The sequence below is a fragment of the Litchfieldia alkalitelluris genome (genome assembly GCF_002019645.1).
GTDB classification, from domain to species: Bacteria; Bacillota; Bacilli; order Bacillales; family Bacillaceae_L; genus Litchfieldia; species Litchfieldia alkalitelluris.
In genome coordinates, this window is sequence record NZ_KV917374.1 from 4,170,509 (window position 1) to 4,195,347 (window position 24,839).

A 24,839-nucleotide genomic window follows, 5' to 3' on the forward strand; every position below is an offset into this window, starting at 1 on the left:
CTAACAGAGATTGCAAGTCGTGCTGACTAGTATATTTGTACTTTGGCAGCAATTCAACTTTATCAGAAGAGAAAAATCATTCCAGCTAAGTATGTAAAGATACTACAAAGTACCCCATCTGATATAGCCCGAGGCACACATTGCCAAATGCCAAGATTAAAAAAAGACAAAGTGACACGTAAAGTTTGTGTCTTAGTTTTTTTGACTTAATTCTTTTTTTCAAGCAACGTAGATAGGAATGCAAGAACCAGCCCCTGCCCCCATCCCTGTACTCTTTTCTTAGGAACCAGCTTGTAATCTTCGGCTGTATACATTACTGCCGTACCAGAAGAAACATTTCTAACTGAACCGTCTTCATCAATGTTTGATAATATTCCCTCATATGCTTTTGCAATATATTTCTGATGCAACGGATGTGCATTTACTGTCAATGCAGCTGCAATACCGGCTGTAGCCGAAGTTTCAAGGTATGAGGTTTCATCGTCTAAGATGGTATGCCACATTTTATCTGGAGACTGTAATCTGACCAGCGCACTCAATTGGTCTCTTAAAGCATCGCCAATCTGCATCCACATAGGCATAAAGGGGTTGAGCATTCTGAATGCCTTTGCCATCGTATAAGCCGCCCATGCATTTGCCCTCGCCCAGTAAACTCCAGATAAATTATCCTTTCTAGTATTATCCCATGCGTGATAGAACAAATTTGTCTTATTGTCCTGTAAATACTCCTCATGCCAATAGAACTGCTTCAATGCATCATCGATATATTCCTTGTTATCAAGCTTAAATCCAATACGAAGCAGGAAGTAAGCTGCCATGAACAATGTATCTGCCCATGCTTGTTCTGGAAAATCATTCTTAGATGAAACCGTATGCTGGAACACTCCATCCTCGAAACGGATTGCATCCTTTCGAAGATACTCTGCCTTCATCACTGCAAGATCAAGGTATTTGGAATCCCCTGTAGCTTCATGCAGTGTCAGCAGTGTATGCCCCATCGCACAAGCATTAACCATCATTGGGGGAAGCCCTATTTCAAGATATTCATCTACCCATTTGACCAAGAAGTCAATATATACCTGGTTTCCAGTAACTTCCCAGGCTTTTCCGATCCCGTAAAAAGCTACCCCACATGACCAGCCCCATGTAAAATCCATATTCATTGTTCTTCGGACTACTCGGTCAATGATTTCCTTTATTTCATTCTCATCGTATTCAAACGTTAGCATTTCCAACTTCCTCTCTACATACATTTTTTATGTAACAAACGGTACAAACGATTATAGATAGCTTTATGATCAATAAGTTCTTTGTGCGTCAATTACTCAATAATGCTGCCAGTATCCACGACAATAATCCGCTCGATATGCGATGGGAATTAATAAACGCAATGTTTATCGCTGCTTGAGATATCCAGTTCAACAAGTATCAGCCAATCAGGATACTTTCCCTTTAATTGGACAATTCGATCCACCGCAATACTCCTTTCTATTTGCATCTAAGTCAAATTATATCGTCTCAATCAATGGGAAAACAATGCTATATCGGCATTCATTTATGGTATAATGTCAGTATTTTCCGAAGGAGGGATCGCAATGAGAACTTATTATTTTAATCCTGAAAAGCCGTACCGCGAGAATCCGGATTTGCACCTGCTTTATTGGGGAAGGGAAGAGTGTGCTCCGGGACATGCCGTAGGCCCGATGGTTCGGGACGTCTACATAATTCACTTTATCCACAGTGGTTGCGGCATCGTCCAAGTAGGAAAAAATACCTTTTCCCTTGAAGCTGGGCAAGCTTTTCTAATTTATCCCGATGTTTTGAGCTTTTATAAAGCGGACATGGTTGCCCCCTGGGTGTATTCGTGGTTGGCCTTCTGCGGTGAGCAGGTCGAACCGATTTTAGCGCGAACACGGCTGACCCCGGAGCAACCGGTGTTTCCTATGGACATTCGGTTCATGCCCGATATGTATAACCAATTAACGTTGGTTTCCGGAAAAGAAACTGGCTCCGACCTAAAGATCAAAGCGCTTATGTATAAATTTTTATCCGCTCTAACAGATACTGTTCCGCTTTCCACTCCTGCAAGTTTAAGCACAAAGAGACATAATGCCTATATTGTGCAAGGTATGGAATTTATTCATGCTCACTTTCATGAACAGATTTCCATTGAACAATTAGCTTCCTTTATTCGCCTGGACCGCAAATATTTCTCCGCTATCTTCAAGGAATCAGTAGGATTGACTCCGCAGCAATACCTACTGAAATACAGGATGAATAAGGCTTGTGAACTACTTAGTAAAAGGCAGTATACCGTTGGAGAAGTCGCCCGGTCTGTGGGATATTCCGATGCCCTATTGTTTTCAAGAATGTTTAAAAAAATAAAAGGAATTGCTCCGAAGCATTATCGCCAACAGACAATTCATTCAGACATAAATCCATAAACCACATCCTTACTGATATAGGCTTAACCTGCAAAATCCCTTAAAATGGTTTTAATTCACAAGGGAGGTTTTCATGATGGTCTATATAGCAAGCTCCAAACCAAACGATACGACAGGATGATTTATCGACGCTGTGGATCGAGTGGGCTCAAGCTGCCTGCGATTTCTCTCGGACTTTGGCTTAAACTTCGGAGGTAATGATTCGTTTGTAATGGAAGAGCTTTAATTCGTAAAGCCTTCGACTTGGGTATCATTTGGCACCATATCGGGTCGTATCGACTAAGGCTGGTTACTATATGTGGCCAGGTCCTTATGGGGAATGGGGCTCTCGCAAAGTCTAATTGCAAGCATGGACCAAAGCCTGACACGGATGAAGTTGGACTAGTGGATATTTTTTATCATCACGGCCCGGACCCCAACACCCCACTAGAAGAGACCATGGGAGCGCTAGATCAGATTGTCCGACTGGGCAAAGCTCTCTATGTTGGTATTTCTAACTACAAACCGGAAGAAACTCGGGAAGCCGCGCGAATATTGAAGAGGTTGAGAACCCCTTGCGTTATACACCAACCAAGATACTCGATGCTGACCCAGGAAATTGAAAGCGGTCTCTTGGATGTACTGGAAGAAGAAGAGATCGGTTCAATCGTATTCTCGCCAATGGGAAAAGGGATTTTGACGGTTCGCTACCTCAAGGGGATTTCTTCGGATTTGCGTGCGGCGGGACCAAGCTCTTTCCTGAGACCTGAGGATATTAACGAAGAGCGAATGGGCAAGGTAAGGCGTCAGACCGAACTAGCTGAGCGGCGCGGGCAAAAACACTCGCAGATGGCTTTAGCTTGGGTATTGCGGGAAGAACGGGTGACTTCAGCTTTAATGCGAGCAAGTTCTCCCAAATTGAAGACGCAGTCGGTACATTGCGTTCCTTAGATTTTACCAAGGACGAACTGTCGGCAATTGACGACATTCTTATGTAAATTTTGTCATTATTGAATTGAATATATAGGATGCAATACAATCTGGCAAATCTACCAACAGCTATCTGAAAAAGAATGAGAAAGGGGTATTTTTTATGCAAAACTTGATAACATACAAGGATTCTGTTACAGGATATGAGATACGTCAGTATACTCAAGGACCCGAACGCAATACAAAGCTGTATTTCACAACTGAGAATTTTACTACCGACGACCGTTTTTTCTTCTTCAACAAGCAGATTCCCTCAGGATCAAAGAATGAGGTATACCAAGGAAATGGAGAGCTTTACAAAGCGGAGGTTGAAACTGGCGAGTTGAAGCTGGTGGCAGGCAGTGAATACAGTGGCTTTGCGATGGACAGGTTTGAAAACTACGGGGTCATGACAAAGGGGAATATCGTTTGCCGCTATGAATGCGATAGCGATAAGATCATTGAGCTTGGTGCGCTCCCTGATGGCGGTCATATTACGGGTCATTTAACTACTAGTAAAAGCGGAATGATCGTTTGTAGTTATAAACAAAAAAACTGCATTTCCGCCTTGGTCACACTCGATCCCCATACAGGAAAAAGTGAAGTAGTTTATCAAAGTGATTATCATTTGGGTCATGCACAGGTTTGTCCCACCGATGAAAATACGATTTTCTTTATTCATGAAACAGGTGGCGACGCTTTGCAGCGGATGTGGCTATTCGATGTCATCACTTCTACCGCACGGCCGTACTATGTCGAATCCGAGGGTGATTGGATTACCCATGAGGTTTGGACTGCTGACGGTGAAAACATTGTGTTCATGAAGCTGCCGTCTTATCTAATGATGGGGACAAAAGACGGTCACAATTTTCGCATCATTACTAAGGGAGAGCAGCTGCTACACCCAGGAGTTACACATGACTCGAAATGGTTTTGCGCTGACCGAATCGGCTACCTTGGAATAGAAAGCCCAAATCTGGTTTATCTTGTAAATGGCGAAACAGGAAACTCCCTTGTACTAGCAAGCACTGATACACCGAGAAGTGGTGCTGATCATCTTCATCCTTCTTTTAACCGTAAAGGCGATAAGATTTTGTTTAACCGTCCGTTTGATAACGGCAGCACACAGGTTTGCCTCATTGATTTAAAGCAGGTTGAAAGACCCTAGCTTCAATACTTCCGACATTGCAAATAATGCATATATAAATAATGGTTTACTGAAGCGTGATGACACATTGCAGGTTATATCTTAAAGAAGACCGACAGAAATGTCGGTCTTCTTGCTGTGGTAAGGACTCAAGAAATGTTGTAGATGCCAGTCTACGCCAGAATTGTTTCAAATTGAGCTTGTCGGTTGTTTGGCTTAAAAGAAAAACCCAAGATGATAATTTCATCCTGGGAGTAAAATGCAATCATACTTGTTTCTAATTTTATCATTCCATCCCTTTTACTAGTTTAAGAAGCACTAGATTGTCCCTTCCCACTTATCGTCTGCTGACGCCATTTCCCTTGGCGCCATCTCCAAAGCATGAGTACCCCCCTAAACCATTCATCAACGATAAATGCACACCAAATTCCAACGAGTCCGAATTCAAAATGTATTCCAAGAATATAGGCTAACGGAACACTGACTCCCCACATCGAGAGGATCCCTATGAAAACAGGAAAGTTCACATCACCCGCTGCGCGTAAGGAAGTGATGACGACCGCATTAAACGAACGTCCTGGTTCAACTAAGGCTGTCAGTAAAAGAAGGACACTCCCTGTTGCAATGATATTTTCATTGGCAGTAAAAAGAGTTAAGATTGGCTTGCTAAATAGATAAAGAATTAAGCCGACTATACTTGTTATGCCTATGGCAATTAAAAGACTATGAACACATCGCTTATATGCAGGATCAAATTGCTTCGCACCGATTTGATGTCCAATGATAATTTGATTGCCTTGACCGATGGCGATTGAAAAAAGCAGCACAAACATTCCAATGTTTTGAGCATAAACCTTCGTCGTCATCTCTTCCGTACCTAGCATCACAATAAAGGAGGTGATAACAAGCTGTGATCCATTAAATGAAAGATGCTCTCCCGCTGAAGGGACTCCAATTTCAAGTAACCTCTTCAGCTCTAAATGTGGGAATCTCTTAAATACATAAGAGAAAGGTAGTGTAGGTCTAATTCTTTTATATAAAATGATTACAATAATGGCTAATCCAATGAATCTACTAAGTATAGTGGAAATCGCTACTCCTGTTACACCTAGCACCGGAAGGCCAAACATCCCAAAGATAAAAAGATAATTACCAATGATATTAATAACATTCATTGCAAGTGTGACATACATAGCATCTCTCGTGAAACGATAACTACGTAAAATGGCTCCCATCGTCATAATCGCTGACTGTAAAAATATACAACCGCCAACGATCTGTAAATAGAGTGTGGCTTCTGAATTAAGATTGCTAGAAACACCCATCATGGAAATAATCTCCGAAGCAAAAAAGACAAGGACCACCCCAATAACAAGCCCAACTAGTATATTGGAAACGATGGAAACTACCGCTATTTGACTTGCTTCTTTAAATGAATTTGCCCCGAGACTCCTAGAAACAAGCACACTAGTTCCAGTAGCTATGAAGCCAAACAACACACCAATTAACATTAATACTTGATTTGAAACACCAACTGCGGCAACAGCATCATCTGAATACTGACTAAGCATAAGTGTATCAGCGTTACCCATCAGTAAATGTAGCATAGTTTCGATAAAAATTGGCCATGTTATTGCAAAGAGAGTGAGCTTTTGAACTGGATATCCTTTCGTCTTCATGATGTTTTCACCCTTCTTATGACAATGGTTTTTTATGTAATTCCTCCTTTTCGGAGCTTTTTTTATCCATCACCTCTACAGTAAGACATTTCAACCCTACTAATCTTGTAAAACTTAAATGATGGAATATGCTCTGTCCCTATCACAATTAAGTTTATTCCGTCCAAGAATGGTAGATTCGTTGCACTTCACGAAACGATTGCTTTGGCCTACGGTATTCGTTAACCAACCCCTTATTGTTGAAGCTACGCGCCCTATCACGGAAATAAGTGCTGTTACTTTTCAGGTCGCCACGTATATCAGCAAACTGCCAGACATATGTGCCTCCAATCTTCGGATCGTCACGAAAAATAGCCAGTGCTTCGGATACGATTTTCGCCTGATAATCCTCGCTGAACAATCTAGGTTCCCAACCGACATCCCCGAAAATTCCAGCTCCACCGAATTCGGTCATGAGTACCGGCTTGTCTGCACATCCCATACTTTCAGCACGTTCGTGAAACAGTTTCAGCATATCTTTAAATCCATCTACGTCACCTTCATACCAGCCATAGTATTTGTTAATTCCAATAACATCAAAAAGAGGAAGTAGAATGTCCTCAAGAGGATACATTGTGGCGAAAGTAATGAGCCTTGAGGTATCCAGTTGCCTTAAAGATGAAACTAAACGCTCTGTCATTTTATAGGCATCCTGTGTACGAGAATCGATCTCATTATGAACGGACCAGAAGATAACAGATGGGTGATGATAATGCAGACGAACCATTTCTTCAAGCATACTCAGCGCTCGCATTTGGAACAACTCCTCTTTGACAGTTTCATTCGGCAGGAATGCTCCCCAAACAGGTATTTCGCTCCAAAAGAGGATGCCGTTCTCATCCAGCAGGTCCAACCAATAAGGACTTTGTGGATAATGTGATCCACGGACAGTATTACAACCAAGCTCCCGAATAATATCAAGATCTTTATGCATCAATTTAGGCGGAAAGGCAAAGCCCCACTCTGGGTGTTCTTCGTGACGGTTTACTCCCTTTAAATAGACCGGCAAACCATTTATTAAGATCCTATGGTCCTTCGTCTCAATTTGTCGGAAGCCAATTCTTTCAACCTTGTCATCAAAATTAATCTTCGCCTGGATCGTATATAGCTCCGGACGACCTACATTCCACAACCGAACGTCGTTCCATTGTAACTTCACCATACAATTGACAGTTTCACCTGCATCTACTCTTACCTGTTCCGAGTGGAATTCAAGATTTCCTTCAAATAATGTTAATGCCGTAGTCATCTCTATCTGCGATAAAGATTTTATACTTACTTGGATACAGACTTCAGCATTTGCTTCATTTAGCTCGTAGTCAACCTTCATCTTCTCGATGTACAAATCCGGTATGCATTGAAGCTCGACCGGTCGGATAATTCCACCGTAATGAAACCAGTCAACGTGCTCTGTCGGAATGGTAAGGCGATCCAGCGTACTGTCTGTTCGAACAATAACCTCATGATCACCCTTTGGTAAGGAGTGAAGCACGAATTCAAATGGGGTGTATCCCCCAAAATGATATCCAAGGTGCCGTCCGTCCAGATACACATCAGCATGACCTAGCACAGCATGAAAAATTAATCTGACATGCTGATTGTCCTCAATCCGTATCATTTTTCTGTACCATGCTACGCCTTCATAGTCGTACATGTTCAGTTCGTTATTCCAGCATGAAGGAACATACATAGAGTGCGAAGCTTGTGGAAAACGCTCATACCATTTCTCTTGAACCCCCACATTAGAAGGGTCTTTTAGAAAGTCCCACGGACCATTCAATAACTCTGTAGCCCGGATATTATGCTCTTGAAATGTCCTTAACAACTGTATTCCCCCTTACAACATATACCTTTGTAGTTATCTTGGTGTTTATTTGATAGTATAGATAGTAACATATGGTCATCTGTTTCTGAATGCAAAAAAACTCAAACAACTTGTAAAAATCGAGCTTTTTTATTTTATGAAAAGTAAGGGGGAAATGCAGGTTTGGAAATCCGGAAATATAATTTGAATTACCTTGGGGTACATATTCATTTTGTTCTCGATAAAGTAACATATCCTGGTTGGGAAGACATCCGAAATCTGGTGAATGTTCATAGTTTGTATTGGATTCATGAGGGTGAGGGGACATTCTTGACTAATACTGAGCACAAGGTACAGGCCGGTATGATGACTTATTTAAGGCCAGGTCTGGAAATGTCAATGCGCTCAGAACCACATGCTCCACTCCGTATGACCATGATACTCTTCGATTGTGCAGAGCTAGTTTACGATGCAGTATGGAAAGATATAATTCCCATAGATAAACTGCGGCTTCCTTTCCTGAGTCAGTACACTCTCAAACAGTGGGAGGAACTAGGCCAATTATGCAGGGAGATACAAAATGAGTGGGCACCAGGAATTGCCGATGGCGCTTCCGTGTCTCAAGCAAAATTACATATTCTTCTGCACAAGCTTCATCAAATCGAGCAACCTGATTGGAGCATAACTGAATCAGGCGCATTCTCAGCCTTCGAGCAGATAAAAAAGCGTCTAGAAAACGGATTTATGGAAAACCCACGAATTGAATTGTTGGCTGAGGAATACAACATATCAGCATCATACCTTCGTAAGCTGTTCATCAAATATACAGGTATGGGACCAAAAGAATATCTTATTCACTTACGTAACGAGCAGGCCTGCCGTTATCTGGTATATACTGAATACCCTATCAAGGAAATCGCCAAGTTATGTGGATTTTACGAAGAATATCACTTCAGCAAGATGTTCAAAAAAGTAAATGGCGTATCCCCTAGCACCTACCGAAGTATGGAGAGGAGCGTAGAGTAGATCTATCGGAAAGAAATTTCCCTTTTGTGAAATATTACTTCATCTTCCATCTTTCTGATGTTTCGGATTACTCCGATTAAGTTAAATGAAATACCAATAAATCACATAACTTTAACTCGATAATCTGGCTGTTTTGTTGCTCAGTAATGATCCATTATGTATCAATGAATGACGCTTTCTAATTCCGCTAGTTGTGATTGGGTTGTTCGTGACGACGATTGTGGCGATGTTTTTGATATAGTAATAGAAATGGCCTCTCACTTAGTGGGAGGCTAAATTTCTTTTTTGGAACTTTGCAATCCATAGGTTGTGATCTAACCTTAACGTATGATTGTACTGTGCAACGAGGCACCTGGAAACAACAAGTCACAGTATTCTCCTATTACTACCTAATAAATCAGTGACTTAACTCTTTAATAGATTTTTCTATTTATTCTGAGTTTGGGAGAGAAGTTACTCTTCCTTCTCCCTATTCAACAAGGCATTTACCTCTGGTCTTTCGCGTGGTGTAATATTCATAATGAAATAGCCAATAATGAGCACCAATATCACAAGTGAATAAACTAACGTGTCTATGGGTTGATCATAGTCAACAATGATCAATCTCACCATTGCCGTAATACCAATATACAAAAAGTATCTTAATGGAAAATGGTAATCCTCTTTGAAGTATTTTACGATCATTGCAATAAACTCAAAGTATAGGAAAAAGATAAGAATTCTTGCTAGAAATTGCTTATAATCATTAACACCAGCCGTCCATATTATGTAAGAGAAAGCGAACAACTCTTGCACTAATAAAAATGAGAGAATTACTGCTAAGAAAAGAAGAGACACATTCAAAACGATTTGAAAAAATTTCGGAGCCATTTTTAATACGTATACAAACTTTCTTCTCATTTAACACCTCTTCTTCTTTCTTTATTATCATAAACAGAGCCTTTAAACGAGATTCATCTTCAATATAAACCAATAAATTTCGCGGTAAGAAACAGAGAAGATGACAATTCAGCCTTCATTTATATTATTTACCTTACTTTTATTATCTTGCGAAATTAAATATTATATCACCTGAATTAGAGATATTTTTTGATTGCACATTATTTAGTCTACTATCCATCAAAGAATGACGGTTTTTGATTCCAAATTACTACACCCATAGTTGAAGAGCCTTCTTTATCAAATTTCACTAGTTGAAGAACATTTTTTTACTTTAATTCACTAATCGTAAAAAAACAATTGCTCAGCTTTTCGTGACAACCATCAGGGCAGGTGCTGTAAATTTGACAACATTAGGTCAATAATCGGATTAACTTTTTTCTACTGTCAGTTTTGGAGCATATAATAAAACAAAAAAATTGTTCCCTGATCTGGAAACAATCTTTTGTAGTTGACCATATGGTGTTACTAATTCGTTTTTCTCTTTTACGTATAGAAGATAAACAATTACCTGTCTCAGCAGATTTAAAAAATTCTTAAAAGATAGAGGTCAGATTGATTGTTTTTTCTTCTAGAAATAATGACTTAAATAATATATTGGATACCTAAGACAATGAAAGCCCTACCTCTCTTTCATCCTTACGGCTCCTTGTCCGTGCCAGTGTGAATCAGGATTGTAAAAATCCAGTAACTATTTTATCGAGCTATTCATACGTTCGTAAAAGAAACTTAAATAATAAAAATGGATTAGATGATAGAATAACAAAAGAGGTTAATGCTCTAAAGGTGAGTTGAAGAAGTTGAATGTCTTTGAAGAGATCTATTTTTAATAATAAACATATTCCTCAAAAAATCATGATTTTTTCGGGAGGTAATACATTATCTTAAATTAACTTAAAGAGAAACTTTTTATTTGATTTTCAGTAATCCCTTTAATTAATCCCAGTTCACTATTCAAAAATTCATGTGCATGATCTAACATTTTTTTTTCGCTTGTATTAAGTGTTTTTTCTTTCTTCATACGCATTAAATCACGTACAACTTCAGCACATTCTTGTATTTTACCAGTTTTTATTTTGTCCGCGTTCACTTTATACCTTTGTTTCCATGGCAGTAATCTGTCTGATTCTCCATGCTGAAAAACGTGCATGATTTGTTTTAATGCAGTTAAGTCAGTAACAGGGCGTATACATGAACTCAATATTTTACCCGTAGGAATCATGACTTCCATTTTACCGATTAACAATTTTATGACATAGTACTGTTGTTTGTCCCCTGAGATTTCCTTTTCTTCTATGGCTTTAATTATACCTGCTCCGTGCATTGGATAAACAATGTTATCGCCAATTTGAAACAAATAATCCACCTCCATTTATGGTAACCTACCTAACCTTAACACATATATTATTTTTTATCAAATTTATTATAATATCATAAATTTATTTTTAGAGTCAACTACTTTTATCTGAAAATCAAAAAAAAACAAATTCAATAGTAATTGTGTCGGATTACCAATAAATGGAAAGTTAATTTTCCCGCGTATATTCTGTAACCTTTACTAACCTTAAAATTCTTAATATAAATAGGCTCTCCCTTACTTCAATAACAATAATGGAGAGGGCTTTTTGTTAATTCATGCTCTCTCAACAGGATGCCGTATAGGAGAATTTTTCCACTGAGATAAAAAACTGTATCCATTGGTCAAATCGATCTGCCGTTGCAGAGGTAAAGGAGAGAAGGAAAGAGATGTGTATTTTAATATTCGCTGTGACATTTGGTTAGAACGATATAAATAATGAACAGCTAAATGCCTTTCTATCTTTGTCGCAGAAATTGGGTTGATTTTGACGACGATTTTGGCGATGTGTTTTTGATATAGAAAAGCCTCTCACTTGGTGAGCGGCTAATTTTTTTGAACTCTTTCTAACAGTGATTACATGTTGTGCTTAACAGTATATTTGTACTATGTAGCAATCAACGTTAAACTTTTTTCGCAAAAACACCGACTGCTTAACATTGAATTCTTCATTTTCTTTACTTGTGATATGGTTTCCCGTAAGGCAACTAAATGAGGTTCTAACAAAATATGTACCCGACCTCATTACACTTCCTTTAAATAAAAAGGCATGTCCTTACTTGGGGAACTAGCGATAAAAAAATAAGCGGAAATTTTACCGCTAATCGCAGATTATAGCTGGTTTTGAGGTGAATAGGGGGAGTTTTTACGCTTATATAAAGCAATATTACCTATTTAAAGGATTTCGAGTCAAATAAGAGAAATTTCTCCCTCTATTTAAGCTATTTTCAATGCTATTTATTAATTAAGGGGAATTATTCCCTCTATTTTTATTTACTGACGTAGCATAGGTTTCCTATGCATCTCCGACTTGCTTATTTCACATTACTGACTGTTAGTTTAAGTGAAAAACTTTACAATATCATAAATCTTCATAACAAATGATACCAACTAATAACAGATTACGGTTCTAATTTTTCCGGAATTATACTAATCGTTTTTGCGCAGTATGAGTCAAACACACATTAATGAAACTAACAATCTTAATTAAACATTAGCGCTTTAATTGCTGAAGATTATTATAAAACTTAAGATCTCATTATCTAAAATCATCAATCCATTAAACCCTCATCTATATATACTTCCATACCCTCTTCTTCCAGACATTCACCAAAAAATATAACTACTTTCCTATAGTCATGGTTGAGTATATTCAAATCTTGGTCATTTGCATCATATACAGCCACTACAACACCTTTAGCATAAAGATTAATATAATCATCTAATCCATTTAATTGTGCCTCAACACTGAATTCTTGGCCTTTAATTACTTTTTTGTTTGACTTTAATGCCATAGATAATAAGTGTTTAATTTCTTCCATTTATATAGCCCCCTATTATAGTTACCTCTCTATAGGTTGTAACATAATAAAATGTTTGTGTACAAATTAATTTCGATAGTTTTCACTGGGTTTTGCTCTTAGCTAAATAGTATTATATATAAGGTGAAACTAAAACCTGCAGAACATGCATGTATCTTTTCGTAAAATTATTTAATTTAAGACATTCTTCACAATTAAATGTACCTAAATATGCCTTCGCTGTAAAACCGTTTATCTAATTTTATTATTATTTGAAAGTTATATTATCATTGCGATATATTTTAAATCTTCAACACTCTCGCTTCTTGCTGAAGATTCATCCTTCATAATTTCCTTGTACTACGCAACAAAAAATTCTGTTCAAAATTATAGCTTTTGTTCAACTACCCGTTAGTTCAATAAAAAGACTTCATTCTGAGGTTATCTATCTACTGGAAAAGCTGATTCCTTTTCTTCTTCGACCTTTTGGGTACTAAGGACAAAACTAATGATTGCTGCAATACTACAAACATACGGAAGGAAAGGGTATCCCCAATTAGATATGACATAACCACCAATCATTGAACCAATGGTAATACCAATGTACAGAGCCGTATTATTCCAGGCCATAACATTTCCTTGTTCCTTTGGAAATTCGTCTGCTAATCGTGCTTGGTATGATGTAAATCCTGCATACCCAACCAAAGCCCATATGAACAGAAAGAAATAAATCCAATCGCCAGATGAGAAGAATATTCCTAAACAAACGAATATTACAGTCAAGAAAAATTAGCGTAGCTTTCGAAATCTTCCTTGCTCCAAACCTATCTGTAAATTTTCTACTTATAAGACTTCCTAAAACAGCACCAATACCATAAAAAGTAACAGCTAATGCGATTTCTGATGATGAGAATCTATTTTCTGAATAAAGAGCGTACATCGAAATCGCCCAACTGGTGGTAACACTTACCGAACCAATTATTCTTAGCAGATTTCCTTCTAACAAGTTTCTTGTTACATCACTTTTAGGAACATATCTCCACGTTTTGAAATTTACTAATGCCAATATAGTCCCTAGAATAGCTATTACAATAAATACCGAACGCCAACCAAGTAAATGCTCTAATAACGTACCGAATGGTGCTCCTGCCCAAAGAGCTGTTAAATGTCCTGAAACAACGATTGAAAGCCAAGTTCCCCTCCGATGTGATGGTGCAATATCCCCGATAATGGCATAAATCAAAGGGGTAATCGATGCAACCGACAAACCAGCTAAAATCCGACTAATGATTAACCAGGTAAAAGAAGTGTCGTATCTGGTGAACTATGTCCTAAGAGCTCTTGAATCGCAACTAATTCAGCAACCTTATTTAAGGTTAAAGTAGCAAAAGTGTGTCTTAAAACATGGGGACTTACTTTGTCTTGTAAACCTGCTTTTTGGGCAATTATATCTATTTCTCTTTGTATTCCTCGTTTAGATAATCTTCTATAAGGCTTTCTCTCTATAACCATCAAGGCTTCACAATTGTCATTTCTTCCTTTTATGTATTTACCTAAATGATACATAGCTCTATCGAAAAATAGACTTCCCTTTGTTTATCACCTTTACCAATCACTAATATGCTCATATTTTGTAGATTGATATCAGCCCTAACTAATCCATGAACTTCAGACAATCTACAACCCGTTGCATATAATATTTCTAGAAAAGCACGCTGCCTGACTGTATCGCAGGATTCTCTTAACATTTCTAGTTCTTCAATTGGTAATGATTTTGGAAGTCTGTATTCATCTTTTGGAGCTTTTAATTTGGTAGTTGGATCACGCTTAATATATTCTTCTGAAGCTAACCAACTAAAAAAACTCTTTAAAACAGTAATTTCTTTCTAATTGTGCTAATTTTTAAGGTCCCATCCTGACTTAAATACATTCTTACATCTGCTGTAGCTATGCCCTCGGCCTTCTTTTTTACGATATCAGCAAACATACTTAATTCCATGAGGTAGTTGTCTAGAGTAATAGAACTTAAACCTTCCAGTTTTTTTGCTGAGATGAACAATTATATTTTATCCTCAAGGTCAGGATGCACCTCACCTAATTCACTCTTTGAATATAATACTCTGATAGAACAGTAGATAATTTATTTTTTGTACTTTCCACTTCAAAATTAGGATACAAATCTTTTAAAGCAGTCACTAAATCTGATAATATTTGCTCACCTAGATTCATAATAATCAACTCTCCTTAGTTCTTATTAATAACTAAGATTACCTATACAAACAGCAAAAATACCAACTGAGTAAGTATGGGTCGCTTTTTTTGTCTTTGATTTCTTCATTTGAATAAGAAAGAGCCGATTACTTTTGGGGTAACCGGCTCATAATAGTTGTGTATAGCTAGTATCCTTGTACTGCGTAGCATATGACTTTGTTTCGTTTGTTAATCTTCTTCAATATATAGTACCCTTTTTTTGTTAAAGAGCTTCTGCTACTTCATATCTTCCAACTAATAATAATGTCCTTCAAACAATTATGCACTGTAAAATCAATTACCGGTGAATATAACCTCCTTATAAGGAAATAATGAAATTGTACTTTTATAGCATTAAATCACTTGATAGGAGGATACATATGAAAGTTTTTGTGTTACACGCAAGTATGTATGGTCACACTAAAGCGTTGGCTAGTGTGATTGCCGATGGAGTTAAGCAAGTTGAAAACACAGAAGTCATTTTTCAATCAGTTGAGGAGACTGATCCTAATGATTTAAGGGATGCTGGAGCTATCATCTGGGGATCATCCGGTTATTTTGGGGAGCCGAACCCTAAAATGGCAACTTTCTTTTCAAAATTAGGAGAATTATGGTTTACAGGTGCCCTACAAGGAAAAGTGGGTGGGGTTTTTGGTACAACATCCACACAACATGGTGGGGTTGAAAACATCTGCCGGGCCCTACAAACACCGATGCAACATCATGGTATGATTATTGTTTCTAATACTGGACCATTAAATGAGGATCGTATGACATACGGTAATCCTTATGGAGCTACTGCTGTAATTCCTGTGGAAGCTTCACAAGATGCACCAATGAATGTACCTAATGATGCTGAAATGTCTATTGCAAGAGAGTATGGAAAGTTGGTCACTGAAACTGCAAAAAAATTATCATAATCCATTATTCCCCACCTTATTGGTGGGTTTTTAATACATATTTTTCTTCAAGCTCAATTAATTGGCATTAAAAGCAGATTATTCTGTATTCTAATAATAAGGCTGTGATTAGATGAGTGGACCAATCGAATTGACCGAAATAACAATAATACAAAAGGATACTGCTAATAAAATCCGACAAGCAAATATAAGCGGATTCGAGGAACCCGTATTTTATGGTGTGCATGGTGGAGTTATAATCGAACTCAAAAAGATTTACCTTTTTTTGAAGATAGATCTTTTTTATTGCCCTTTATGAAAGATGGGTCATGCATTAACATGGTTTACGCTGTCTATTTAAATCTAGAAAGAAGAAAAGACCAAACCACTATTGTGATTTGATCTTCAAGTTTTTACTTCTTTACGCGAATGACAATTTTCCCGCGTGCATGATGTGTTTCACTTAGGTCATGTGCTTCTTTTAGAGATTGTTCACTAAAGTCAAATGTTTTACCGATAACCGGCTTCACTTTACCCTCTACATATAAGTCAGCTAATTTCTGTAGCTGTTCGCCATTCGGCTCTAACCAAACGAATCCAGCTTCAGCGTTAAAACTTGCTGCCTCCTCTGCAGAAGGTGGTTGGACAATAGAAACTAGCTTTCCTTTCTCTTTTAGAACTTTATAGCTTTTTGACTGAATGTCTCCACCCATAGAGTCTAATACAAGATCGAGTCCATTTAACACCTCGCTGAAATCATTTTCTTTATAATTAATGACCTCATCTGCACCAAGCGATTTTAGAAATTCAATATTATTCTCACTAGCGGTTGTCGCAACATAAGCACCCAAGCTTTTGGCGATTTGAATGGCAAATATTCCAACCCCACCTGCACCAGCATGAACTAATACCTTTTCCCCTTTTTGAATATTTCCAAAGTCTACAAGACATTGCCATGCGGTTAACCCAGCTAGAGGAATAGATGCAGCTTCTTCAAAGCTCATTTTTTCTGGCATTCTTGCAAGTAAATTAGTATCTACAGATAGGTATTCTGCATACGTTCCTCGATTTGTAGTTGCAGGACGAGTAAATACACTGTCACCTACCTTAAAATCTGTTACATTGCTTCCTACTTCCACAACGACACCCGCTGCATCCCATCCTAAAATGATTGGGAATTCAAATGGAAGCATTTCTTTTAAATAACCAGCTCGAACCTTCCAGTCAATTGGGTTAATAGAAGTTGCATGCACTTCTACTAAAACTTGATTCTCCGAGATGCTTGGTCTTTCAATATTTTTCTCTACTAAAACGTTTTTATCTCCATATTCTTCAATAACTATTGCTTTCATCTGTTGATTCCCCCTCTTAATTACAAATACCGTCAGGACCGCACTCCATTCCTTCACCAAAAAACTTAATTTGTGGCTTTACCTCAAATTCTTTTAAAGAAGCTTGTGGTAATAGGATCTTTTGAAAGTCAAATTCCTCTAACTCCTTATCATTTTTCACTTTGTTAGCCCAATCTTGATTCGCGAGTGCAGCTTTCCCGACTGTTACAATATCTGCTTTTCCTTCATTAAGCAGCGCTTCAGCTGCAGTTGGATTGCCTAATGAACCATTTGCTATAACAACTGTATTCGTATATTTTTTCACGAGTTCTGTAAGAGATGGACCAGTCTCTCCAAACGCAGGTGCAGCCGCATTCGGCTCAGCAATATGGATATAGTCAACGCCTGCTTCTACTAATTTGGTGAAAATGAGTTCAGCGTCAGAATCGCCACCTTTCCATTTATGATCAGAATCGTTTACCTTCGCCTGGGAAAGACGAATTCCTACTGGGTAATCGGCACCTACAGCTTCACGAACAGCTTTCACTACCTCGATTGGTAGGCGAAGGCGATTTTCAAGAGAACCACCATATTGGTCCAGACGTTGATTTGTATAGTCCGTTAAAAATTGATCAAGAACATATCCGTTTGCTCCGTGTACTTCGATGCCATCAAAGCCTGCTTCCTTGGCATTTTTAGCAGCAACTACAAATCCTTTTATGACATCTGTAATGTCAGCTTCCGTCATTTCCTTCGGTAGAGCAAACTCTCCACTCCCACCATAGAAGCCGAGCTGTTCCCCCTTTGGTTTTACAGCAGAAGGACCAGCGGTTTCAGAAGTGAAGCGATTTCCTTGTGACAATGCACCTGCATGCATGAGCTGTACGAAGATCTTAGCCCCTTGTTGTTTTACAGACTTCGTTACTTTTTTCCATGCATTAATTTGTTCATCATTGATAATTCCTGGTTGATTGAAATAACCTTGGCTATATTGATTGTCTGTATAAGTACCCTCTGTTAGGATCAGGCTAAAACCGCCGTTTGCAAAATTGGTATAATATTGAGCCATTTCTTCTGTTGCTACTCCTTCTGGTGTAGCACTTGTACGTGTCATAGGAGCTAAGCCGATACGATTAGATAATTGAATATCTTTTATATTGGTTGGTGAAAATAAAGTCGAAAATTTTTCTAGTGTCATGATTTTTGATTACCTCCATATATTTCTCTCCTGTAGGTTGTTTTTCAATGCCCAAAGTTATTCTTAACTTTTAAAATAAAACTGTACCAACAGGTAGGTACAAAAGAGTTTAACAAAAAAAGAAAAACGGAGTCAACGTAAATGCTTGGTTTTCATCCGTTTTTCTTATTTTCCTTTTCATATAGATTACGTAATGTTCCATACTGACTTTATATTCGATATTCAAATTGAATCATTTCGATAATATCCCGAAACACTTCTACGTCCTGTTTACATTTCATTAATAAAATGCCCCCCTCAATTGTGGCAATCATTGCACGGGCTTTTTTCACAGTGTTTAGTTTAGATGAGATCTCACCATTTTGCTTCATCTCATCAAGAGTCTGTTGAACTTTTTCCACCCACTGTTCAAAAAAACGTGCTAACTTCTCTCTAAATATTGGATCATGCTCACTTAATTCAATCGCTAGGTTACCAAGGGGACATCCCCGCTTCCCTTCATGTTCTAGCTGTAATATTAGAATTTTATCGAGCATTTTCTTTAGCTTCACTTTCGGAGGAAGAGGTTGGTCAAGGATGTTGTCAAACAGACCTTCTGCCATTTCCAAAATAATATGATCAATAACCGCTTCTCCTAAATCCCACTTCGACTTAAAATAATGATAGAACTGCCCCTTCCCAATCCCTGTTTCTGTTAAAACTTCACCAAGCTTTGTGTTCTCGTATCCTTTGCAGTGAAATAGAGTGGCAACTGTGCAAATAATATCATTTTTCTTTGAAGTCATTTGATTAACGCCTCCTCTCCTAATCCTACTTTTTTAAAGATGTTAGCTTCTAGTTTACATTCTTTTCTTTTTCATGGCATCCTTTTAATTCAATTATATGTACTTTTTTAACTAAGTCTTCTAAATAGGATTGTCTTTACTGCGCAGTATGAGTCTAATATGCATAAAGAATAACGATGTAACTTTTTCCACTGTCAGTTTTGACCTTTCTGCTATTACCCTTTTTATGTAAATAAACAAAAAAATTGTTCCCTGATCTGGAAACAATCTTTTTATAGTTGACCATATGGTGTTACCAATTCGTTTTTTTCTTTTACCTATAGAAGATAAACAACTTCACTGTCTCAGTAGATGTAAAAAATTCTTAAAGATAGAGGTGAGTTTGATTGTTTTTTCTTCTAGAAATAATGACTTAAATAATATATTGGATACCTAAGACAATGAAAGCCCTACCTCTCTTTCATCCTTACGGCTCCTTGTCCGTGCCAGTGTGAATCAGGATTACAAAAATCCAGTTTATCGAACTATTCATACGTTCGTAAAAGACTTAAATAATAAAAATGGATTAGATGATAGAATAACAAAAGAGGTTAATGCTCTAAAGGTGAGTTGAAGAAGTTGAATGTCTTTGAAGAGATCTATTTTTAATAATAAACATATTCCCCAAAAGATCATGATATTTTCGGGAGGTAATACATTATCTTAATTAACCTAAAGAGAAACTTTTTATTTGATTTTCAGTAATCCCTTTAATTAATCCCAGTTCACTATTCAAAAATTCATGTGCATGATCTAACATTTTTTTTTCGCTTGTATTAAGTGTTTTTTCTTTCTTCATACGCATTAAATCACGTACAACTTCAGCACATTCTTGTATTTTACCAGTTTTTATTTTGTCCGCGTTCACTTTATACCTTTGTTTCCATGGCAGTAATCTGTCTGATTCTCCATGCTGAAAAACGTGCATGATTTGTTTTAATGCAGTTAAGTCAGTAACAGGGCGTATACATGAACTCAATATTTTACCCGTAGGAATCATGACTTCCATTTTACCGATTAACAATTTTATGACATAGTACTGTTGTTTGTCCCCTGAGATTTCCTTTTCTTCTATGGCTTTAATTATACCTGCTCCGTGCATTGGATAAACAATGTTATCGCCAATTTGAAACAAATAATCCACCTCCATTTATGGTAACCTACCTAACCTTAACACATATATTATTTTTTATCAAATTTATTATAATATCATAAATTTATTTTTAGAGTCAACTACTTTTATCTGAAAATCAAAAAAAACAAATTCAATAGTAATTGTGTCGGATTACCAATAAATGGAAAGTTAATTTTCCCGCGTATATTCTGTAACCTTTACTAACCTTAAAATTCTTAATATAAATAGGCTCTCCCTTACTTCAATAACAATAATGGAGAGGGCTTTTTGTGAATTCATGCTCTCAACAGGATGCCGTATAGGAGAAGATAAATCTCCATTTATAGTGTTTTCACTTTACCATCCTTTTCTTCAAGGTAACGTTCCACGTTTTATACCAAACCCTTGCAATTCACTTTAAGGAAATTAATTGTTTTGTATTATTAGAGCCTTCGCAAGAATAAAAGAATTTCAACTTTTGTTTTATAGCAACCATCTAGGAAAAGCCCAAAATCAAAAGAAGTTGAAGTACATTTTCTCAAAAAAATCACTTCAAATTTCACTAGTCACAAAAAACAAATGCTCAACTTTTTGCGACAGCCATTGAGGCGGGTGCTGCAACTCTAACCGCATTAGGTCAAATCGCTGCGATTTGGGTTGGTGGAGGAACTCTTGTTCCTTGGGCATTGATTCCTGCAACGGCTATTTGTGGGGTCGATCCGTTTGAGCTTGCAAGACGGAACTTGTTGCCGGTTGTGAATGGATTGGTTGTGACCACCATTGTGGCGATGTTTTTGATATAGTTATAGAAAAAACCTCTCACTTAGTGGGAGGCTAATTTTTTGGAACTCTGTCTAACAGAGATTGCAAGTCGTGATGAACAGTATTTTTGTACTATGCAGCAATTGGATCTGTTTTTTTATCATTTGAACTGGGTTCGTCTCCTAACCATAGTTACCTCTTAAAGATTACCACCATTATTTAGTATTGATACTTGCCCAGCTTCTTCAACAATAATAGCTCTTTCTTGTGCGTCAATACATAACTCCGCTGCCTTAAACGCATGCTCCTGCGTCATCGCATGTTCAGTTCCGTTTAAACAGTCTAATATAAATTGACCGAAGAATGGGAAGCCTACTTGACCAGACACTTCAAAGTGCTTTTCTCCTTCTTTATTTACTAGGTATAGGTGATCACCTGAGCTACTACGGGCAATATCAATATACTTTCTCACCTCAATATACCCTTCTGTACCTAAAATAAGCGCACGACCGTCTCCCCAAGTTCCAAGGCCATCTGGAGTAAACCAATCAACTCTAAAATAGAACGTTGCCCCGTTATCAGCTACTAATGTTGCATCTCCGTAATCCTCAAATTGTGGATATTGTTTATGGTTATAATTAGCCACTTTACTATGAAGTACTTCCGCATCCTTTGCTCCAGTGTAATGCAAGAATTGTTCGATTTGGTGACTGCCTATATCACATAGGATGCCGCCGTACGCTTCCGGGTCAAAAAACCAATTCGGTCTACTAGCAGCATTAGCCCGGTGAGGTCCGGTACCAATGACTTGTATTACTCTTCCAATTGCACCTTGATCAATGAGCTGCCCTGCAAAAATTGCACTTTCCACGTGAAGTCGTTCACTATAGTAGATTCCCCACTTTAGTCCTGTTTCTTCGACTTTTTTCCGGGCTAATTCAATTTGTTCCTTTTTTGTAAATGCCGGTTTATCTGTAAAGTAATGCTTACCGTGATCAAGCGCTCGTAACCCTAGTTCATGGCGATGCACTGGAATATTAGCACTTGCAATTAATTGAATAGATGAATCTTTCAGAATGTCATCTTCTGAATGTGCAGGGTCAACACCCGGATACTTCTCACAAAAGCCTTTGACCTTCTCAGGGTCTGGATCATAAACTGTCACTAACTCCCCACCAGCTTCAATCAGACCATTGCACATTCCATAAATATGGCCATGGTCTAAGCCAATAGCGGCGAACCGAAATTCTCCTTCTCCTACCACTTTGTCTACGTTTCCTTCGGGTGCGTAATTCATCCCATCTTGTTTATTCATATACATGCTCCTTCCTTGGTAATTTTGACCTTTTATTCATACTTTCCACCAGTGGTAATCGTATTCGTATCAAAGTTCTCTACCACATTTGTTTTTTCATAAAAATGCGTAACATTTTTCAACATACCTTCTCTTGAATAGAAAGGATCATCCTTCTCTAATGGAAGTGTAACCTTCTCTTCTAGGCTAGAGGATTTATAGATAGCTGTGATTAATTCAAGAGTTTGACGACCTTGAATTCCATCTACGAGAACATCTTTTACCCCTTTAATGGCTTGCAACACATCAAAGATTTGCCCGGTATGTCCTTCATAAGGAATGGATTCTTGCGCATTATATGCCTGTTGAATCTCCTGTTCACGTTTGGCATCATGTTCTGGGAAACCATTTTCTAACGACTTGGAAGCTTTCACTTTCCATGGAACAGAGACACGTGCATGCTTCCCTTGAAATATAAGTTGTTGCTCTTCACCATGATGAACAACAGAACTAGTTATTTGTGCCAAGGTACCATCATTATATTTACAGATGGCAATAGATAGATCTTCTACTTCCGCATTATCGTGAGACGTATTGGTCGTAATAGCGGTTACTTCCGATGGCATACCATTCATCCATTTAAAAATATCAATGTGATGAACTGCATGATTCAACGTACATCCACCACCTTCTTTTTCCCATGTTCCTCTCCACCACAAATCATAATAGCTATGGCCTCTCCACCAGAAAGAATCCACCTGAGTATGAACAATCGGTCCCATTAGTTTTGTATCAAGAACACCCTTCAATTTCATCATTGGGTTTGTAAATCGATTTTGGGCAATAACAGATAAAATTTTATTATTTCGTTCGGCTGCATCATTCATAGCATCACATTCTTCTAGAGATGCCGCCATCGGCTTTTCTACTAACACATGCTTACCATGATCTAAGAAGTTAACTGCAATTTCAGCATGTGTATACGGTGGCGTACAAACCGATACTAGATCAATGTCATTTCGACTCAGAAGACTTGTATAGTCGTTATAAATGTCCGCATTAAGATTAAATTCCTCTGCTCTAGACTTGGCCTTTTCAGAATAAATGTCACAGATTGCAACAATCTCACAATCTTGGTTTAAATCTAAATAGCCTTTAATATGAGTAGCTGCGATAGCACCGGATCCAATAATTGCAACATTAATCACTTAAAATCACTCCTTATAATACTTGATATAACTGCATTTCAATAATGCTTACAATAAGTATTCTATTTAAGTTTGATTTGAAAAACATTGTATTTATTGCTTTATATATTGCAGATATTGCTTTGTTGCAATCGCTTACGTATAAAACACCAACACAACAACATCACAGATAAAAAAGCAGAGCTCTATTAGATCCCTGCTTTCCATTAGTACTGGTTGCAATACTGTCTTGGCGAATGACCAGTTATATTTTTAAATGCTTTGTAGTAGGAGGAGTAATCTCCAAATCCCACAGTGTGTGAAACTTCAAGCGCACTCATACCAGACATTAGTAAATCCATCGACCACATGACTCGTTTATACGTGACATATTCAATAACAGTAAACCCAGTACTTCGTTTAAAGCTATGACATAGATAGTACTTATTAACAAAAAAAGCTCGTTGCAACAAATCAAGAGTAATTTTTTGATCTAAGTTTTTATTAATAAAATCTAAAATTCTTACAATTTTTTCGTCATACTTATGATGTTCCACGAGAGGATGATTGTAAGACTCATATATTTTATTAATTTGAATTAACATTTGAATAAAATACGCTTTCATTAGTATCTGATTTTCAGCAGAAGGGGAGACAGCCACTTCTTCAATTTTCTCCCATAGCTGATCAATTTCCCTATCACGAACGTCTTTTGCAGGTATTCTATTAAAATGACCTAACTTCCTATTCTCTATATAATTCACTATGTTGTAGCCTTCCGATTGAAATGAAGATATATATTCGGGTCTAAAATGAATAAATTTCCTTTCATATACAGCATTTGAATCAAAAACAATCCGATGAAGCTCTCTTGAGTTCGTAATAATTAGATCATATGGACAGAGTTTGTATGCTTGACCTTCAATGTAATAAGTGAGGTCTCCAGAAATATAAAAGAAAAGTTCATAGCAATCATGGATATGAGTAACTATGTCAAAAGGAGAATCTATGATTGTGTGATCAACTATAAACGGGTAACTTTTGTATTGCAAAAGGTGATTTATCACATTACCGCCT

23 protein-coding genes and 3 pseudogenes are annotated in these 24,839 nt (G+C 37.6%); 8 read left to right on the forward strand and 18 right to left on the reverse strand.

Going from position 1 to position 24,839, the window contains the following annotated elements; all coding sequences use genetic code 11:
- Nucleotides 1-206: 206 nt before the first annotated feature.
- Nucleotides 207-1,229, reverse strand: coding sequence for a glycoside hydrolase family 88/105 protein (locus BK579_RS19450; RefSeq protein ID WP_078548334.1), 1,023 nt, complete (start codon nt 1,227-1,229; stop codon nt 207-209).
- A gap of 142 nt (nt 1,230-1,371) precedes the next feature.
- Here BK579_RS19450 and BK579_RS26135 point away from each other — a divergent pair, with 142 nt between their 5' ends.
- The 4 genes and pseudogenes from BK579_RS26135 (at nt 1,372) to BK579_RS19465 (ending at nt 4,560) form a co-directional block, all read left to right on the forward strand.
- A complete protein-coding gene (locus BK579_RS26135; protein WP_204524740.1) occupies nt 1,372-1,566 on the forward strand; it encodes a hypothetical protein in 195 nt (64 codons plus the stop codon).
- A gap of 29 nt (nt 1,567-1,595) precedes the next feature.
- A complete protein-coding gene (locus tag BK579_RS19455; RefSeq protein ID WP_078548335.1) occupies nt 1,596-2,444 on the forward strand; it encodes an AraC family transcriptional regulator in 849 nt (282 codons plus the stop codon).
- A gap of 45 nt (nt 2,445-2,489) precedes the next feature.
- Nucleotides 2,490-3,421 (forward strand): annotated as a pseudogene (locus BK579_RS19460) (aldo/keto reductase).
- 95 nt (nt 3,422-3,516) lie between these two features.
- Nucleotides 3,517-4,560 carry an oligogalacturonate lyase family protein gene (locus BK579_RS19465; protein WP_078548336.1) on the forward strand — a complete coding sequence of 348 codons (1,044 nt, stop codon included), beginning with the start codon at nt 3,517-3,519 and terminating at the stop codon, nt 4,558-4,560.
- A gap of 287 nt (nt 4,561-4,847) precedes the next feature.
- Here BK579_RS19465 and BK579_RS19470 read toward each other — a convergent pair whose 3' ends face one another.
- Nucleotides 4,848-6,218 (reverse strand): MATE family efflux transporter, encoded by a 1,371-nt coding sequence (locus tag BK579_RS19470; RefSeq protein WP_078548337.1) that lies wholly within the window; start codon nt 6,216-6,218, stop codon nt 4,848-4,850.
- A gap of 154 nt (nt 6,219-6,372) precedes the next feature.
- The gene (locus BK579_RS19475) at nt 6,373-8,082 is read right to left on the reverse strand and encodes a glycoside hydrolase family 2 TIM barrel-domain containing protein (protein ID WP_078548338.1); all 1,710 of its coding nucleotides are present in this window, start codon (nt 8,080-8,082) and stop codon (nt 6,373-6,375) included.
- 162 nt (nt 8,083-8,244) lie between these two features.
- Between BK579_RS19475 and BK579_RS19480 the strand changes: the two genes are divergently transcribed.
- Nucleotides 8,245-9,087, forward strand: a complete 843-nt coding sequence (locus BK579_RS19480) for a helix-turn-helix transcriptional regulator (protein WP_078548339.1) — start codon at nt 8,245-8,247, stop codon at nt 9,085-9,087.
- A 453-nt stretch (nt 9,088-9,540) separates the two neighbouring features.
- On the opposite strand, the gene psiE is transcribed toward BK579_RS19480, so the two are convergent.
- From psiE to BK579_RS26805, 8 genes and pseudogenes are all read right to left on the reverse strand, one after another.
- Entirely contained in the window at nt 9,541-9,987 is a 447-nt protein-coding gene (gene psiE, locus BK579_RS19485; protein WP_078548340.1) for a phosphate-starvation-inducible protein PsiE, read from the reverse strand.
- Nucleotides 9,988-10,915: 928 nt separating this feature from the next.
- On the reverse strand, nt 10,916-11,398 hold the full coding sequence (locus BK579_RS19490) for a CarD family transcriptional regulator (protein WP_078548341.1): 483 nt from the start codon (nt 11,396-11,398) through the stop codon (nt 10,916-10,918).
- A 1,256-nt stretch (nt 11,399-12,654) separates the two neighbouring features.
- On the reverse strand, nt 12,655-12,924 hold the full coding sequence (locus tag BK579_RS19495; protein WP_078548343.1) for a hypothetical protein: 270 nt from the start codon (nt 12,922-12,924) through the stop codon (nt 12,655-12,657).
- A gap of 420 nt (nt 12,925-13,344) precedes the next feature.
- Nucleotides 13,345-13,635, reverse strand: a complete 291-nt coding sequence (locus tag BK579_RS26490) for an MFS transporter (RefSeq protein WP_235848594.1) — start codon at nt 13,633-13,635, stop codon at nt 13,345-13,347.
- Entirely contained in the window at nt 13,520-14,170 is a 651-nt protein-coding gene (locus BK579_RS26495; protein WP_235848476.1) for an MFS transporter, read from the reverse strand. The genes BK579_RS26490 and BK579_RS26495 overlap by 116 nt, the downstream gene beginning before the upstream one ends.
- Nucleotides 14,171-14,193: 23 nt before the next feature.
- Nucleotides 14,194-14,651: pseudogene (locus tag BK579_RS27110) on the reverse strand (tyrosine-type recombinase/integrase).
- Nucleotides 14,652-14,770: 119 nt separating this feature from the next.
- Nucleotides 14,771-14,902: a hypothetical protein gene (locus BK579_RS26800; RefSeq protein ID WP_268876524.1), complete on the reverse strand. Its 132-nt coding sequence runs from the start codon at nt 14,900-14,902 to the stop codon at nt 14,771-14,773.
- A gap of 95 nt (nt 14,903-14,997) precedes the next feature.
- A complete protein-coding gene (locus BK579_RS26805) occupies nt 14,998-15,132 on the reverse strand; it encodes a hypothetical protein (RefSeq protein WP_268876525.1) in 135 nt (44 codons plus the stop codon).
- Nucleotides 15,133-15,533: 401 nt separating this feature from the next.
- Between BK579_RS26805 and BK579_RS19510 the strand changes: the two genes are divergently transcribed.
- Nucleotides 15,534-16,073, forward strand: coding sequence for a flavodoxin domain-containing protein (locus BK579_RS19510; RefSeq protein WP_169891187.1), 540 nt, complete (start codon nt 15,534-15,536; stop codon nt 16,071-16,073).
- A 392-nt stretch (nt 16,074-16,465) separates the two neighbouring features.
- On the opposite strand, the gene BK579_RS19520 is transcribed toward BK579_RS19510, so the two are convergent.
- The 4 genes from BK579_RS19520 to BK579_RS19535 form a co-directional block, all read right to left on the reverse strand.
- A complete protein-coding gene (locus BK579_RS19520) occupies nt 16,466-17,404 on the reverse strand; it encodes an NADP-dependent oxidoreductase (protein WP_078548358.1) in 939 nt (312 codons plus the stop codon).
- Between the two features lie 16 nt (nt 17,405-17,420).
- Nucleotides 17,421-18,581 (reverse strand): oxidoreductase, encoded by a 1,161-nt coding sequence (locus BK579_RS19525; protein WP_078548361.1) that lies wholly within the window; start codon nt 18,579-18,581, stop codon nt 17,421-17,423.
- A 209-nt stretch (nt 18,582-18,790) separates the two neighbouring features.
- Nucleotides 18,791-19,366: a TetR/AcrR family transcriptional regulator gene (locus BK579_RS19530; RefSeq protein ID WP_078548363.1), complete on the reverse strand. Its 576-nt coding sequence runs from the start codon at nt 19,364-19,366 to the stop codon at nt 18,791-18,793.
- A gap of 706 nt (nt 19,367-20,072) precedes the next feature.
- The gene (locus tag BK579_RS19535; protein ID WP_078548364.1) at nt 20,073-20,555 is read right to left on the reverse strand and encodes a CarD family transcriptional regulator; all 483 of its coding nucleotides are present in this window, start codon (nt 20,553-20,555) and stop codon (nt 20,073-20,075) included.
- Between the two features lie 545 nt (nt 20,556-21,100).
- Here BK579_RS19535 and BK579_RS19540 point away from each other — a divergent pair.
- Nucleotides 21,101-21,322: pseudogene (locus BK579_RS19540) on the forward strand (hypothetical protein); the annotation flags it as partial.
- A 158-nt stretch (nt 21,323-21,480) separates the two neighbouring features.
- Here BK579_RS19540 and BK579_RS19545 read toward each other — a convergent pair.
- Both BK579_RS19545 and BK579_RS19550 read right to left on the reverse strand, forming a co-directional pair.
- Entirely contained in the window at nt 21,481-22,596 is a 1,116-nt protein-coding gene (locus BK579_RS19545; RefSeq protein ID WP_078548366.1) for a Gfo/Idh/MocA family protein, read from the reverse strand.
- Between the two features lie 32 nt (nt 22,597-22,628).
- Nucleotides 22,629-23,783, reverse strand: a complete 1,155-nt coding sequence (locus BK579_RS19550) for a Gfo/Idh/MocA family protein (RefSeq protein ID WP_078548368.1) — start codon at nt 23,781-23,783, stop codon at nt 22,629-22,631.
- A gap of 44 nt (nt 23,784-23,827) precedes the next feature.
- Here BK579_RS19550 and BK579_RS26810 point away from each other — a divergent pair, with 44 nt between their 5' ends.
- Nucleotides 23,828-23,956 (forward strand): hypothetical protein, encoded by a 129-nt coding sequence (locus tag BK579_RS26810; RefSeq protein WP_268876526.1) that lies wholly within the window; start codon nt 23,828-23,830, stop codon nt 23,954-23,956.
- A 33-nt stretch (nt 23,957-23,989) separates the two neighbouring features.
- Here BK579_RS26810 and BK579_RS19555 read toward each other — a convergent pair whose 3' ends face one another.
- Complete coding sequence (locus BK579_RS19555) at nt 23,990-24,829, reverse strand: AraC family transcriptional regulator (protein ID WP_235848477.1); 840 nt, start codon at nt 24,827-24,829, stop codon at nt 23,990-23,992.
- Between the last annotated feature and the right edge of the window lie 10 nt (nt 24,830-24,839).